Source organism: Fuscovulum blasticum DSM 2131 (assembly GCF_003034965.1).
Taxonomy (GTDB): Bacteria; Pseudomonadota; Alphaproteobacteria; order Rhodobacterales; family Rhodobacteraceae; genus Pseudogemmobacter; species Pseudogemmobacter blasticus.
The window spans coordinates 78,092-93,082 of record NZ_PZKE01000003.1; the positions used below are offsets into that span (position 1 = coordinate 78,092).

Genomic DNA, 14,991 nt, shown 5'->3' on the forward strand with positions numbered 1-14,991 from the left:
TGCGGCCCCGTGCCCAATGCGGCAAAGGAGACTCTGCCGATGGTTGTTCGCACCGATTTCCCGTTCCGCGTGGTCGAACACGAGGACATGGGGATCGTCCTGCCCGACGGCACGCGCCTGTCGGCCCGGGTCTGGATGCCCGAGGATGCGCCCGCGAACCCGGTGCCCGCGGTACTGGAATACATTCCCTATCGCAAGCGCGACGGAACCCTGCCACGCGACGAGATGATGCACCCCTGGTTCGCCGGCCACGGCTATGCCGCGGTGCGGGTCGACATGCGCGGCAACGGCGACAGCCAGGGCCTGATGGATGATGAATACAGCCCGCAGGAAATGGCCGATGCCCTGGCCGTGATCGACTGGCTGTCGCGCCAGCCCTGGTGCAGCGGCAGCGTCGGGATGATGGGCAAAAGCTGGGGCGGCTTCAACTGCCTGCAGGCCGCCTTCAACCAGCCGCCCGCGCTGAAGGCGGTGGTCTCGGTCTGCGCCACGACAGACCGTTTTGCCGATGACATCCATTTCAAGGGCGGCTGCCTGCTGGGCGAGAATTTCGGCTGGGGCGCGGTGATGCTGTCCTTCTCCAGCCGCCCGCCCGATCCGGCCCTGCGCCCCGACTGGCGCGAAGACTGGCTGCGCCGGCTGGAAGCCGAACCCTGGCTTGCGCCGCGCTGGGCGGCGCATCAGGCGCGTGATGCTTATTGGGCGCATGGGTCGGTCTGCGAGGACTGGTCGCGCAACACCGTGCCGGCCATGATCTGGGGCGGCTGGGCCGACAATTACATGAACACGGTGGCGGCGCTGGTCGAAGGGGCGCCCGCGCCGGTGAAGGGCGTGGTCGGGCCCTGGGTCCACCAGTATCCGCATACCGCCGTGCCGGGGCCGCAGGTGGGTTTCCTGCAGATCGCGCTGCGCTGGTGGGACCGCTGGCTGAAAGGCGTGCCGAACGGGGCCGAGGCCGACCCCGCCTATCGCGCCTATGTGCTTCATTCCGAACCTCCCGATGCCAGCGCGAAAGCACGCGCCGGGCATTGGGTGGCCGAGGCCGTGTGGCCGTCGCCCCGCGTGGTGCCGCAGGTCTGGCATCTGGCCGCCGCCGCACCGGGGGTTTCACACCCCCGGACCCCCGTGGGATATTTGCAGACAGATGAAAGCCCGGACGGGTTTTTTGTTGAGGTGGCCACGCTGCAACATCTGGGCCTTGCGGCGGGCGAATTCTTCCCGATGGGCCTGAACGCCGAAATGCCGGGCGATCAGGCGGGCGACGATGCGCTGTCGGTCTGTTTCGACGGGCCGGAACTGATGGCGCCGCTGCAACTGCTGGGCGCGGCCGAACTGACGCTGCGGCTGTCGTCGGACCGGCCGCTGGGCTTTGTCGTGGCGCGGCTGTGCGATGTGGCGCCGGACGGTTCCAGCGTTCGCATCGCCCATGGCATGTTGAACCTGTGCCACCGCGACGGCATGGCCACGCCCGCGCCGCTGGTGCAGGGGCAGCCGGTCGCGGTGACGGTCCGGCTCGACCAGATGGGTTATCGGCTGGCGCCGGGGCACCGTCTGCGGCTGGCGCTGTCGAACAGCTACTGGCCCTTCGTCTGGCCCTCGCCGCAGGCGGGGGTGCTGACGGTCACGGCGGGGCGGCTGGTGCTGCCCGTGCACCCGGGGGCCGACCGCAGCGAATGGACCCCGCCGCCCGCCGAACATGCCGCGCCCTGGCAGCACCTCGTTCTGCGACCCGGCCAAAGCCGCCGCTTCGTGGAACAGGATCTGATCACCGGCACCCGCGCGCTGGTGGTTGAAGAGGATGGCGGCGATGTCGAGAACCTCACCCATGGCCTGTGTTCCGGCGAGACGATGACCGAGCGCTGGGAGATCGCGCCCGACGATCCGTTGTCGGCCCGGGCGGTGCATGTCTGGGAACAGCGGCTGTCGCGCGGCGACTGGCGCATCAGGACGCGGGCCGAGGCCACCATGACCGGCACCGCCACCCATCTGCGGATGCAGGCCCGGCTGACAGCCTGGGAGGCGGACCGCCAGATTTTCCTGCGCGAATGGGACGAGGAGGTGCCTCGCCACTTCGTGTGACGGCCCTGCGCGGCGGCCCGGGCAAGAATCGTTGCCCGGTCAGCGCCTTCGCGGTTTAGTGAGTGCAATAAACAAACAGGCCCCGAAAAAACCGGGCCAGACAGGGAGAAGACAAGATGACGGACCAACTTGACCGGATGATCGACACGGTGCGCCGCGGGCGGATGACCCGGCGCGAATTTGTCGGCCGCGCCTCGGCCATGGGCATCACGGCGGGGCTTGCCTCGGCGCTGTTCAGCAAGACCGCGATGGCGCAGGAACCCAAGAAGGGCGGCGTGATCCGCGTCGGTATGCAGGGCGGCGAATCGACCAACTCGCTTGACCCGGCGCTGGCCGCTTCGGAAGTGCCGTTCCAGGTGAACATGACCTGGGGCGAAATGCTGGTGGACGTGAACCCCGACGGGTCGATCGACCACCGCATCGCGGAAGAGGTCAGCAGCAATGCCGACGCGACCGAGTGGAAGTTCAAGATCCGCGCCGGCGTCGAATTCCATGACGGCAAGACCGTCACCGCCGAAGACGTGGTGGCCACTCTGAAGCGCCACACCGACGAGAAGTCGCAATCGGGCGCGCTGGGCATCGTGCAGGGCATCAGCGAGATGAAGGCCGAGGGCGACATGGTCACCCTCAAGCTGTCGGCCGCCAGCGCCGACCTTCCCTATCTGATGGCCGACTATCACCTGATCATCCAGCCCGGCGGCGGCGTGGACAATCCGGCCGCCGGCATTGGCGCAGGCCCCTACAAGGTGGTGGTGAACGAGCCGGGCGTGCGGCACACCTTCGCCAAGCACGCCAACTATTTCGACAGCAGCATCGGCCATGCCGATGAGGTGGAAATCCTGGTCATCAACGACAACACCGCCCGTACCGCGGCGCTGCAATCGGGCCAGATCCACATGATGAACCGGGTCGATCCGAAGATCGTCGAACTGCTGAAAGGCGCGCCGGGCATCCAGATCAAGTCGGTGGCCGGGCGCGGGCATTATGTCTTCATCATGCACGTCGACAAGCCGCCCTTCGACAACAACGATCTGCGGATGGCGCTGAAATACTCGATCAACCGTCAGGAAATGGTGGACAAGATCCTGGGCGGCCTGGGCAGCCGGGGCAACGATTTCCCGATCAACGCGGCCTATCCGCTGTTCGACGACAGCATCGAGCAGCGCGAATACGATGCGGCCAAGGCGGCAGAGCATTACAAGAAGTCCGGCCATGACGGCAGCCCGATCGTGCTGCGCACCGCGCCGGGCGCCTTCCCGGGTGCGGTCGATGCGGCCAACCTCTTTGCCGCCAGCGCCAATGCCGCCGGCATCCCGCTCTCGGTCAAGCTGGAACCCGATGACGGCTACTGGTCGAACGTCTGGAACGTGGAACCCTTCTGCGCCAGCTACTGGGGCGGCCGCCCCGTGCAGGACCAGATGTATTCCACCGCCTATCTCTCCACCGCGGAATGGAACGACACCAAGTTCAAGAACGCCCGGTTCGACGAACTGCTGCTGGCCGCCCGGGGCGAGCTGGACGCGGCCAAGCGCAAGGGCATGTATTCGGAAATGGCCCATATCCTGCGCGACGAAGGCGGCCTGATCCTGCCGATGTTCAACGACTTCGTGTCGGGCGTCAGCGATGCCATCGCCGGCTGGGCCGACGATCCGAACGGCGAGTTGATGAACGGGCGGGCCCAGGTCCGCTGCTGGCTGGCATAAGGCCCGAAGCCGGTGCATCCCGTTCTTGTTCTGGTGGTCCAGCGCATCGCGCTGGGCCTCCTCCTGCTCCTCGCCGTGTCGGCGGTCATCTTCCTGGGCGTCGAGGCGCTTCCGGGCGATACCGCCCAGGCGATCCTGGGGCAGCAGGCCACGCCCGAGGCGCTGGCCAACCTGCGCGAAAAGCTGGGCCTGAATGACCCCGCCATCACCCGTTATTTCCGCTGGCTGGGCGGTGTCCTGACCGGCGATCTTGGCACGGCACTGACCAATGGCGCCGACATCGCCACCTCGATCGGGCAGCGGCTGGGCAACACGCTGTTCCTGGCGGGCTGCGCCGCGGCCATCTCGGTGCCGCTGGCCATCATCCTGGGTCTGATCGCCGCCCGCTACGCCGGGCGCTGGCCCGACAAGCTGATCTCGGGCGTCACCCTGACCACGATCAGCCTGCCCGAATTCGTGGCGGCCTATTTCGTGATCTACCTGCTGACCCAGGTCTTCCCGGTGTTCCAGCCCGTCGCCATGGTCTTTCCCGGGATGAGCTTCTGGGCCAAGCTGCAGGCGGTGGCGCTGCCGGTCATCGTGCTGGTGGTGGTCGTGCTGGCGCATATGATGCGGATGACCCGCGCCGCCATCCTGAACGTCATGCAATCGGCCTATATCGAAACGGCCGAGCTGAAGGGCCTGTCACCGATGACGGTGATCTGGCGCCACGCCTTCCCCAATGCCATCGCGCCGGTCGTCGCGGTCGTCATGCTGAACATGGCCTATCTGGTGGTGGGGGTTGTCGTGGTTGAGGTGGTGTTCAGCTACAACGCATTGGGGCAATATCTGGTGGACCACGTTTCCAAGCGCGACCTGCCGGTGGTGCAGGCCGTCGGCCTGATCTTCGCCGCCGTCTACATCACCCTGAACATGCTGGCCGATGTCATCGGCATCATCAGCAACCCGCGTCTGAGGCATCCGAAATGAGGCTGCCGTTCTCCGCCCTGCTGGGCCTGTCGCTGACCGGCCTGTTCCTGTTCATCGCGATCTTCGCCCGCTGGATCGCGCCCTATCCCATCGACCTGGCGGTCGGCGGGGTCTGGGAAGGCCCCTCCGCGAAATACTGGCTGGGCACCGATACCATCGGCCGCGACATCCTTTCGCGGCTGATCTACGGCGGTCAGGTCACCATCTTCGTGGCGCTGGCCTCGTCGATCCTGGCCTTCTCGCTGGGCTCGTTCCTGGGCTTCCTGGCCGCCGTCAAGGGCGGGCTGGTCGATCAGCTTCTCAGCCGGATGGTTGATCTGGTGATGGCGATCCCGTCGCTGATCGTGGCGCTGGTCATGCTTTCGGTGCTGCCGCTGAACCTGACGGTGCTGATCCTTGTCATCGGCGTTCTCGACAGCACCCGCGTCTTCCGCCTGTCGCGCGCGGTGGCCGTCGACATTGCCGTGATGGATTACGTCGAAGCCGCCAAGCTGCGCGGCGAAGGCCAGTCCTGGGTGATCTTCCGCGAAATCCTGCCCAATGCCCTGTCGCCGCTGGTGGCGGAATTCGGGCTGCGCTTCATCTTCGCCGTGCTCTTCATCTCGACCCTGTCCTTCCTGGGCCTCGGCATCCAGCCGCCGCTGACCGACTGGGGCGGCATGGTCAAGGAAAACAAGGATGGCCTGATCTATGGCAAGGCCGCCGCGCTGATGCCCGCCGCCGCCATTGCCGCGCTGGCGATCAGCGTCAATCTCGTGGCCGACTGGGTGCTGACCCGCACCTCCAGCCTGAAAGGAGGCCGCGGTGGCTGACAACACCCTTCTGGAAATCCGCGGCCTTGTGATCCAGGCCACCAGCTACCCGCCCGGCGAACCCCCGAAAGAGGTGACGCTGGTCCACGGGGTAGACCTCACGCTGCAACGCGGCCGCGTGCTGGGGCTGATCGGTGAATCCGGCGCCGGCAAATCCACCATCGGCCTGTCGGCCATGGCCTATGGCCGGGGCGGGGTGCGGCTGACCGGCGGCACCATCACCCTGAACGGCCGGGAAATCCGGCTGGCCAGTCCCGCGGCGCTGCGCAGCCTGCGCGGGCGCGAGGTGACCTATGTCTCGCAATCCGCGGCGGCCTCGTTCAACCCGGCCAAGCGGCTGATGGAACAGGTGATCGAAACCAGCATCGCCCATGGCGTGATGACGCGCCCCGAGGCCGAGGCGCGGGCGGTCCTTCTGTTCCGCAAGCTGGGCCTGCCCAACCCCGAAACCTTCGGCAACCGCTATCCGCATCAGGTGTCGGGCGGGCAGTTGCAGCGCGCGATGACGGCCATGGCGCTGTGCCCCAAGCCCGATCTGGTGATCTTCGACGAACCCACCACCGCGCTGGACGTGACCACGCAGATCGACGTGCTGGCCGCCATCAAGGAAGCCATCCGCGACACGCAGGTCGCCGCGCTCTATATCACCCACGATCTTGCAGTGGTGGCACAGGTGGCGGATGAGATCATGGTGCTGCGCCATGGTCGCATGGTCGAACTGGGCGAAACGGCGCAGATCATCAAGGAACCCCGGCAGGACTATACCCGCGCGCTGGTCTCGGTCCGCAGTCTGGAACATGCCGAAAAGCCGCCCGCGCCCCCGGTGCTGCGGATCGAAGGGCTGACCGCGCGCTATCGCGGCACGCATTTCGACGTGCTGAAACGGGTCTCGGTCGAACTGCCCAAGGGGCAGACGCTGGCCGTGGTGGGCGAAAGCGGATCGGGGAAATCGACGCTGGCCCGCGCCATCACCGGGCTGCTGCCGCCGTCCTCGGGGCGCATCACCTTTGACGGGCGCGAACTCTCGCCCGATCTGGCCGGGCGCAGCAAGGATGACCTGCGCGAAATCCAGATGATCTACCAGATGGCCGATACCGCGATGAACCCCCGGCAGACCGTGGGCACCATCATCGGCCGGCCGCTTGAATTCTACTTCGGCCTGAAGGGCGCCGCCCGCGACCGCCGCGTGCAGGAACTTCTGGACGAGATCGAGATGGGCAAGGGCTTTGCCGACCGCTATCCCGCCGAACTGTCGGGCGGGCAGAAACAGCGTGTCTGCATCGCCCGCGCGCTGGCCGCCAAGCCCAAGCTGATCATCTGCGACGAGGTGACTTCGGCGCTTGATCCGCTGGTGGCCGATGGCATCCTCAAGCTGCTGCTGAACCTTCAGGCCATCGAACATGTGGCCTATCTGTTCATCACCCATGATCTCGCCACGGTCCGCGCCATCGCCGACAAGATCGCGGTCATGTACAAGGGGCAGGTCGTCCGCTACGGCCAGAAATCCGATGTGCTGGCCCCGCCTTTCGACGATTACACCGACCTCCTCCTGTCCTCTGTTCCCGAGATGGAAGTGGGCTGGCTTGAGCAGGTGATCGCGCATCGCAAGATGGAAAGTGCCGGAAACTAGGTATGACCCTTTGCCATACGCCGGACATACCCAAGGCAGACGGAACGCAGACATGACGAAACTCCTGCTCATCATCCTTGACGGGGTGCCTTACGCGAACTGGCGCCGGCTGTTCGGCAATCTGGAAGGCTGGGTCGAAAGCGGCGACGCGCGGGTCCGCCGGATGCGCGCCGTGCTGCCCTCGACCTCGGCCAGTTGCTACGCCTCGATCCACACCGGCGTGCCGCCGCAGGTGCACCGGATCTGGGACAATGCCGACATAAGGCGGCTGGAAATGCCCGACGTGTTTTCCGAACTCACGCGGGCGGGCAAGAAGACCGGGGCCGTAACCCATTCATATTGGTCGGAATTCTTCAACCGCGCGCCCTTCGATGTGGTGCGCGACATCGAATATGACGAACCCGGCGGCCCCATCACCCATGGCCGGTTCCACACCATGAAGGGCTATGGCCACGCCAACCAGATGACGCCGGCCGATTACGACCTGTTCGGAACCCTCACCCGTCTGGCCGAGGTGAAGGGGATCGACTACGGCATCCTGCACACCTGCACGCTGGACAGCATGGGCCACCGCTTCTTCCACGACTGCGAAGAAATGGACCACGCCTGCTTCGCCATGGACGCCACCCTTGCCCCCTTCATAAGCCGTTGGAGAGACAAGGGTTTTGAGGTGATCGTCACCGCCGACCACGGGCAGGATTCGCGCGGCCACCACGGCGGAACCGGCGAAGCACAGCGCGATTTCGCCTTCTACTATTTCGGCACCTCCCCCCTTCCGCCGGGGGATGAGGTGCTGGACCAACTGGCCCTTGCCCCCTCGATCCTGACACGGATGGGCGTTCCGGTGCCCCCCGGCATGAAGGCCCGCCCCTTCCTGTCGGCCTAGGCCGCCTCAGCCCGCGTAGCCGGGATCTTCCGCGTCCAGAATGGCCCGGATCTCGCGCAGATGCGCCTCGGCAAAGCCGGGGTAGTCTTCCCATTCGCGCGCGGTCTTTTCGGCAACCTCGTCCGGCAGAACCCGCAGCGGCCGCCCCGTCTGCAGGGCGCGGATGTAGGTTTCTGCTGCGCGTTCAAGGTAATAGAGCCGGTTGAACGTCTCGGCCACCGTGCGGCCGATCACCAGAACGCCATGGTTTCCCATGATCAGCGTGGTGATCTTCGGGTCGGCCAGCAGGCTTGCGCACCGGGCGCCTTCGGCCTCGAACGCCATGCCGCCATAGGCGTCGTCCACCACATGACGGCCAAAGAACATGGCGGTGTTCTGGTCAATCGCCGGCAACCGGCTGTCGGCCAGGCTGGCCAACACGGTTGCATGGATCGAATGGACATGCATCACGCAGGCCGCATGGGGCAGGGCGCGGTGGATCGCGCCATGCAGGCCCCAGGCGGTGGGGTCGGGCGCATCGGAGCGGGTCATGGTGGCCGGATCGTCTGCGTCAATCTCGATCAGCGACGAGGCGGTGATCCGGCTGAAATGCCGGCCGTTCGGGTTGATCAGGAACCGGCTGCCCGAGGGGTTTACCGCCAGCGAAAAGTGGTTCGCCACCGCTTCATGCATGTTCAGCCGCGCCGTCCAGCGGAAGGCGGCGGCCATGTCAACACGCTGGGCCCAATGGGTGATGTTGGCAGGGGCGTTCATGGGCGGTCTCCGAAAGGCCAGTCGCCACGGGCAAAGCTGGCAAGGGTGGCGGTGATCAGGGCAAAGCTGTCGGCGGCGCGGGGAACCGTGGCCCGCGCCCGCAGATAGCCATGGACAAGACCGGGCGCCGTCACCGCATGGGCACGGCCCCCGGCGGCAGTGATCGCCGCGGCATAGGCGGCGGCATCGTCATGCAGCGGGTCACATTCGGCGCCGATGGCCAGGGTCATGGGCAGGCGGGTGAAGTCCTTGTCCTGCAAGGGGGAAACGGTCGGATCGCCCGGCGGTGGGGCGGTGCCGCCGTGGCGGATTCCGGCGTAGAACTCCAGATCGGCGGCGGTCAGCATCGGGGCGTTCGCGTGGGTGCGATAGCTGCCTGTGCTGCGGTCTCCGCCAAGGCCGGGATAGACCAGCACCTGGCCCAGAAGCCGCGTCTCGCGCAGCACATGCGCGGCGGCGGCCACCAGATTGCCCCCCGCGCTGTCACCCGCCAGCAGCAGCGGCCCGGGCGTGGCGCGGATCACGGCCAGCACATCCTCCAGCGCGGCGGGGTGGCGGTGTTCGGGCGACAATCGGTAATCGACACTGATCACCGTCAGCCCGGTTTCGGCGCGGATCTCGGCGCAGACGTCATCATGGCTGTGCAGCCCGCCCACCACATAGCCGCCCCCATGGGCGTAGATCACCACCGGCCCAGTGCCGGGGTAACGGCGGCAGGGAACGCCGGCAATCACCTCGTCCGTGGCGGTCACGCCCGGCGGATAGCCGCGAAAGAAGGCGCGGCACATCCTGTCATAGATCGCGCGCTGGTCGGCGATGGACAGGGTGGCGGTGTCGGGGGGATAGGCGGCCTCGGTCGCGCGGATGAAGGCCCAGGTGGGCGCGTCGATGAGGCGGGTGTAATCGGGCTGGGTCATGCCCGCAGTCTGCGCGGGGGCGCGTTCCAGCGCGGTGATGTGAACGAACACGTCCTTCTTGCCGCCTTCCGGGGCAATGAAGCCGTAGCCTTTGGTTTCATTGAACCACTTCACGGTGCCCTTGGCCATCGTGAAACTCCTTCCGAAGTGCCGCCCGCGGGAGTGCGGCGGCCTGGCGCAGTCAGCTGTAGTCGATAGCTGCGGCCATAGGCCCGAGACAGATCGAGAGAGATAACGTCGCCCCCTGCATATGCGGCAAAGGCGACCAAAATGCAAGTATTTCCGCCATTGCGGGAGCGTGGCGATCCGGGGCGAACCGGCCCTTCCCATGTTATTGCACAAACGATTTCAGCCGGTTGCGGGCAGGAGGGGCCGCCTTGCCAAGATATGGGGGCCGCGCGATGGCGCGGCCCCCCCCTCATGGGGCAGGGTCAGAAGACATCGGTCAGATAGAGGATGATGATGATGGGGATGGGAATACCGATCACCCAGGCGAGAATGCCTTTCATGGCCGTCTCCTTTCCATGTTCGGGGAAATCCCGTGCCTCAGGATGTGTGGTCTGATCCCGGTCCGGCAAGAACAGGGCCATCGGGACTGGCGGTATTCTGCTGAAACGGGAATTCCGAATCTGCCGCGCAATCGAAGGAGATCCGCCGACGCCTCGCTTGCGCTCTGACTGGGAAAGCCGGCTTGATTCTGCCCTGCCGCCCGGAAACGGCGCGCGTAAGGCCGGGAATTGTGGCGCACCTGTTTCCAGTTATGCGCGGAATACCGTCTTGGGGGTGGGATTGATGAACTGAAATTGCTTAACCGTGTCTTGTTGTCGCGCGACACAACCTGAAGTTGACAAAAATATGCCGCGGATTTACCAATTTTGGCAGCGGAACCATCCCCGCTCGGGGCCAACCTGCGCCGTGTGCCCCCGTTCCACCCGGTGAAAGCCGAAAACCAGAAAACCCGGAGATATTCTGCTCAAGGAGACGGAAATGACTGATCTTGCTGAAAAAGCCCGTGCCGGTCGTCTGGCTGCCCTTGGTTTTCGCGGGACCGCCGCGCTGTCTTCCCAAGACCCGTCGGTGGAAGGGGCGCGCTACCGCGTGCCAGCACGGCAAGAGAATGTGATCTTCTTCTCCCGCCGTCACGGCGGCAAGCCGGCCCGTCTGGTGCTTTGACACCGCGCCGGCGGCTGGCCCCGACAGGTTCGGGGCCAGCCGTCGCAGGCTGGACCTTAGCGGGTGAACTTCTTGTATTTCACCCGCTTCGGTTCCACCGAATCCGGGCCAAGGCGGCGGATCTTGTCCTGTTCGTAGGCGTCGAAGTTGCCCTCGAAGAACTCAACCTTCGCGTCACCCTCGAAGGCAAGGATATGGGTGCAAAGACGGTCAAGGAAGAAGCGGTCGTGGCTGATGATCACGGCGCAGCCGGCGAATTCCTCGATGGCGGCTTCCAGTGCCTGCAGGGTTTCCACGTCAAGATCGTTGGTCGGTTCGTCCAGCAGAAGGACATTGCCGCCGGATTTCAGCAGCTTGGCCATATGGACGCGGTTGCGTTCCCCGCCTGACAGGATGCCGACCTTCTTTTGCTGGTCGGACCCCTTGAAGTTGAAGGACGAGCAATAGGCGCGGCTGTTCACCTCGGCATCGCCAAGCACCACGATGTCAAGACCGTCGGAGATTTCCTCCCAGACGTTCTTGTTCGGATCAAGGCTGTCGCGCGACTGGTCGACATAAGACAGTTGCACGGTGTCGCCGAGCGTGATGGTGCCGCTGTCGGGCTGTTCCTGCCCGGTGATCATCTTCATCAGGGTGGATTTGCCGGCGCCGTTGGGGCCGATCACGCCGATGATGCCGCCGGGGGGCAGCATGAAGGACAGGTTGTCGATCAGCAGCTTGTCGCCCATGGCCTTCGAGACATTCTCGAACTCGATGACCTTGGAGCCAAGGCGGGGCCCGTGCGGGATGATGATCTGGGCGCGGCCGACCAGTTCCTTGACGGATTCATCGGCCATCTTTTCATAGGCGCTGATCCGGGCCTTGGATTTGGCCTGACGTGCCTTGGCGCCGGCGCGGATCCATTCCAGTTCCTTTTCAAGAACCTTCTGCTTGGCCTTGTCTTCGCGGGCTTCCTGCGCCAGCCGCTTGGCCTTGGCATCCAGCCACGAGGAATAGTTGCCCTCATGCGGGATGCCGCGGCCGCGTTCCAGTTCCAGAATCCAGGTGGTGATGTCATCCAGGAAATAGCGGTCGTGGGTGACGGTCAGGATGGTGCCCTTGTAGTCGATCAGGTGCTTTTGCAGCCAGGCGATGGTTTCGGCATCAAGGTGGTTGGTCGGTTCGTCCAGCAGCAGCATGTCCGGCTCTTCCAGCAAGAGCTTGCACAGCGCGACGCGGCGGCGTTCGCCGCCCGAAAGGGTGCCGACATTGGCGTCATCGGGCGGGCAGCGCAGCGCCTCCATCGCGATGTCGACGCGGCTGTCGAGATCCCAGAGGTTCTCGGCATCAATCTCGTCTTGAAGGCGGGCCATTTCCTCGGCGGTGTCGTCGGAATAGTTCATCGCCAGTTCGTTGTAGCGATCCAGCTTGGCCTGCTTGGCCGCCACACCAAGATTGACGTTTTCGCGGACGGTCAGGTTTTCTTCCAGCTTGGGTTCCTGCGGCAGGTAGCCGACGGTGGCGCCCTTGGCGGCCCAGGCTTCGCCCTGGAAATCCTTGTCCCAGCCGGCCATCACGCGCAGCAGGGTGGATTTCCCCGCACCGTTCACGCCGACCACGCCGATCTTGACCCCCGGCAGGAAGTTCAGGCGGATGTTCTCGAACACTTTCTTGCCGCCCGGATAGGTCTTGGAGACGCCATCCATATGATAGACGTATTGATAGCTGGCCATGGTCGTTCTTCCTTTTCCGGCGGACCAAGGTGAGATAGCGGCAAACTGCGGGAAGGGCAACGAAGGGCGTAGCGATGCGGGCGGGGTTTCCGGTGGCGCGGCGGGGGATGGTGGTCGGCCTGCTGGGCGGGTCGTTCGATCCCGCGCATGAAGGGCATGTGATGATCACCCGCGAGGCGCTGAAGCGGATGGGGCTGGACCGGGTGTGGTGGCTGGTCAGCCCCGGCAACCCGCTGAAGGCCCGCCAGCCGGCGCCGATGGCGGCGCGGCTGGCGCGGGCGCGGGCGCTGATGCGCGACCCGCGGGTCGAGGTGACCGACCTTGAGGCGCGGTTGGGCACGGTCTATACCGCCGATACGGTGAAGCGCCTGCAGGAAATCTATCCGGGCGTGGCCTTTGTCTGGCTGATGGGGGCCGACAATCTGGTGCAGTTCCACAAATGGGGCCGCTGGCGCGAGATCATGGAGCGGGTGCCGGTGGGCGTGCTGGCGCGGCCCGGATCGGGGCTGAAGGCGCGGCTGTCGGTGGCGGCGCAGATCTACCGGGGCAACCGCGTGGGCCGGGGCGAGAACCTGGCCAAGTGCCGCGCGCCGGCCTGGGTCTTTGTGAACCTGCCGATGAATGACGCCTCGTCCACCGAGATCCGGGCGCGGGGGGGCTGGCGGCGCTGACACCCGGGCCGGGCCTCTGGGTGGGCGATCCCGGACTGACGCCGGCGGCCGGATCGGGTATTCCGGGCCGGTGAGTTTCAGGAGAATCGCTGTGATTACGCGACGCGGAATGTTGGCGGGGCTGCTGGTGGGCACAGCCCTGCCGGCCTGGGCTGAAGGAATGGACCGTTCGCCGCGCCCGGTGGCGCGGGGCGGCGCCCCGGCGGCGGCTGTGGCAACGCCTGCGGTTGTCGATGCTGGCGCGCTGGTCAAGGCGGCCGATCTGGGCGGTACGGTCGGTTATGTCGTGGCCGACGCCGAAACGGGTGCCGTGCTTGAGGCGCGCGAGCCCGAGGCGATGCTGCCGCCGGCCTCGGTCGCCAAGGCGGTGACCTCGCTTTACGCGCTGGAGAAGCTGGGCCGTGGCCACCGCTTTGCAACGCGGGTGCTGGCGACGGGGCCGGTGCAGAACGGCATTGTGCAGGGCGATCTGGTGCTGGCGGGCGGCGGAGATTCCACCTTGCAGACGGATCAGCTTGGCGATCTGGTGAAGCGGCTGGCGGGGCAGGGGCTGCGCGGCGTGACGGGCGGCTTCCTGCGGTGGGAAGGCGCACTGCCGCAACTGGAACAGGTGGCCGGGGATCAGCCGGTGCAGGTGGGCTACAACCCGGCGATTTCGGGCCTGTGCCTGAATTTCAACCGAGTGAACTTTGAATGGAAGCGCGCGGGCGACGGCTGGTCGGTGCAGATGGATGCGCGCGGCGAGCGGTTCCTGCCGCTCGTCGAAATGACCCGCATGTCGGTGGCCCGGCGCGAGACGCCGATCTTCACCTATGACCGGGGCGCGGATCATGAGGACTGGACGGTTGCCTCGACCGCCCTGGGCAAGGGGGGCAGCCGCTGGTTGCCGGTGCGCCTGCCGGGGCTTTATGCGGCCGAGGTGTTCCGCACGCTGGCCCGCGCGCAAGGCATCAAGCTGCCCGCGCCGGTTGCCGTGCCGGCCTTGCCCGGCGGCACCGAGCTGGGGCGCGTCGAGAGCGAGGACTTGCCCGAGGTTCTGCGGGCGATGCTGAAATTCTCGACCAACCTCACGGCCGAATGTTCCGGGCTGAGCGCCAGCGGCAAGGCCGATCTGGCCACATCAGGGGCCGCGATGACCGACTGGGCGCGGGCCAGTTTTGGCATCGGGGCGCGGTTCGTGGACCACTCCGGTCTGGGCGGCGCGTCGCGGATCAGTGCGGCGGACATGGTCAAGGTGCTGCTGGCCGACCATGCGCAAGGCCGGGGCCTGCGGCCGATCCTGCGCGACGTGGGCATGAAGGACGACAAGGGCAAGGTGATCAAGGGCCATCCGGTGAAGGTGGTGGCCAAGTCGGGCACGCTGAACTTTGTCTCGGGGCTGGCGGGCCATATCATCCCGCCGGGCGGCCGTGAGATGGTATTCGCCATCTTCACCGGCGACCCTGACCGCCGCGATGCGGTGCCCGTGGCCAAGCGCGAAGACCCGCCCGGCGTGAAAGCCTGGACCGCCCGGTCCCGCCGCTTGCAGGGACAACTGATTTCCCGTTGGGCGGCGGTGTATGGGTGAAGGATGCGGAGGGGGCGACCCTGACCGCATGGAACCGAGTGCGCACCCTGACCGTTGTGATCCTTGAGCGGAACGCCAGATGCCCCGTTGGCCCGGAATCAAGGGCGAAGCCCGCCGGG

13 protein-coding genes and 1 pseudogene are annotated in these 14,991 nt (G+C 66.0%); 9 read left to right on the forward strand and 5 right to left on the reverse strand.

All coding sequences use genetic code 11. The features are described 5' to 3' along the window. Positions 1 to 39: 39 nt before the first annotated feature. The 6 genes from C5F44_RS04165 to C5F44_RS04190 all read left to right on the forward strand — a co-directional run bounded on the left by C5F44_RS04165 (position 40) and on the right by C5F44_RS04190 (position 8,079). Complete coding sequence (locus C5F44_RS04165; protein ID WP_107672252.1) at positions 40 to 2,079, forward strand: CocE/NonD family hydrolase; 2,040 nt, start codon at positions 40 to 42, stop codon at positions 2,077 to 2,079. Positions 2,080 to 2,195: 116 nt separating this feature from the next. Continuing rightward, positions 2,196 to 3,782, forward strand: a complete 1,587-nt coding sequence (locus C5F44_RS04170; protein ID WP_107672253.1) for an ABC transporter substrate-binding protein — start codon at positions 2,196 to 2,198, stop codon at positions 3,780 to 3,782. 12 nt (positions 3,783 to 3,794) lie between these two features. Next, complete coding sequence (locus tag C5F44_RS04175; RefSeq protein ID WP_107672254.1) at positions 3,795 to 4,751, forward strand: ABC transporter permease; 957 nt, start codon at positions 3,795 to 3,797, stop codon at positions 4,749 to 4,751. Then, positions 4,748 to 5,563 carry an ABC transporter permease gene (locus C5F44_RS04180; RefSeq protein ID WP_107672255.1) on the forward strand — a complete coding sequence of 272 codons (816 nt, stop codon included), beginning with the start codon at positions 4,748 to 4,750 and terminating at the stop codon, positions 5,561 to 5,563. The genes C5F44_RS04175 and C5F44_RS04180 overlap by 4 nt, the downstream gene beginning before the upstream one ends. Continuing rightward, positions 5,556 to 7,193, forward strand: coding sequence for an ABC transporter ATP-binding protein (locus tag C5F44_RS04185; RefSeq protein WP_107672256.1), 1,638 nt, complete (start codon positions 5,556 to 5,558; stop codon positions 7,191 to 7,193). Before C5F44_RS04180 ends, C5F44_RS04185 begins: the two co-directional genes overlap by 8 nt. 52 nt (positions 7,194 to 7,245) lie before the next feature. Then, positions 7,246 to 8,079: an alkaline phosphatase family protein gene (locus C5F44_RS04190; protein WP_107672257.1), complete on the forward strand. Its 834-nt coding sequence runs from the start codon at positions 7,246 to 7,248 to the stop codon at positions 8,077 to 8,079. 6 nt (positions 8,080 to 8,085) lie between these two features. Here C5F44_RS04190 and C5F44_RS04195 read toward each other — a convergent pair whose 3' ends face one another. From C5F44_RS04195 to C5F44_RS17930, 4 genes and pseudogenes are all read right to left on the reverse strand, one after another. Continuing rightward, a complete protein-coding gene (locus C5F44_RS04195; RefSeq protein WP_107672258.1) occupies positions 8,086 to 8,832 on the reverse strand; it encodes a class II aldolase and adducin N-terminal domain-containing protein in 747 nt (248 codons plus the stop codon). After that, the gene (locus tag C5F44_RS04200; RefSeq protein WP_146161906.1) at positions 8,829 to 9,749 is read right to left on the reverse strand and encodes an alpha/beta hydrolase; all 921 of its coding nucleotides are present in this window, start codon (positions 9,747 to 9,749) and stop codon (positions 8,829 to 8,831) included. Before C5F44_RS04200 ends, C5F44_RS04195 begins: the two co-directional genes overlap by 4 nt. 18 nt (positions 9,750 to 9,767) lie before the next feature. Continuing rightward, a pseudogene (locus C5F44_RS18355) lies at positions 9,768 to 9,878 on the reverse strand (cold-shock protein); the annotation flags it as partial. A gap of 302 nt (positions 9,879 to 10,180) precedes the next feature. Continuing rightward, on the reverse strand, positions 10,181 to 10,339 hold the full coding sequence (locus C5F44_RS17930) for a hypothetical protein (protein WP_181318188.1): 159 nt from the start codon (positions 10,337 to 10,339) through the stop codon (positions 10,181 to 10,183). 397 nt (positions 10,340 to 10,736) lie between these two features. Between C5F44_RS17930 and C5F44_RS04205 the strand changes: the two genes are divergently transcribed. Next, on the forward strand, positions 10,737 to 10,922 hold the full coding sequence (locus tag C5F44_RS04205) for a hypothetical protein (RefSeq protein ID WP_107672260.1): 186 nt from the start codon (positions 10,737 to 10,739) through the stop codon (positions 10,920 to 10,922). A gap of 56 nt (positions 10,923 to 10,978) precedes the next feature. Here the strand turns inward: C5F44_RS04205 and ettA are convergent, their stop codons facing one another. Then, the gene (gene ettA / locus C5F44_RS04210) at positions 10,979 to 12,634 is read right to left on the reverse strand and encodes an energy-dependent translational throttle protein EttA (protein ID WP_107672261.1); all 1,656 of its coding nucleotides are present in this window, start codon (positions 12,632 to 12,634) and stop codon (positions 10,979 to 10,981) included. Positions 12,635 to 12,708: 74 nt separating this feature from the next. Here ettA and C5F44_RS04215 point away from each other — a divergent pair, with 74 nt between their 5' ends. Together C5F44_RS04215 and dacB are read left to right on the forward strand one after the other, a co-directional pair. Next, positions 12,709 to 13,305, forward strand: coding sequence for a nicotinate-nucleotide adenylyltransferase (locus tag C5F44_RS04215; protein ID WP_107672262.1), 597 nt, complete (start codon positions 12,709 to 12,711; stop codon positions 13,303 to 13,305). 109 nt (positions 13,306 to 13,414) lie between these two features. Then, positions 13,415 to 14,872 (forward strand): D-alanyl-D-alanine carboxypeptidase/D-alanyl-D-alanine endopeptidase, encoded by a 1,458-nt coding sequence (dacB, locus tag C5F44_RS04220; RefSeq protein WP_107672263.1) that lies wholly within the window; start codon positions 13,415 to 13,417, stop codon positions 14,870 to 14,872. Positions 14,873 to 14,991: the final 119 nt, after the last annotated feature.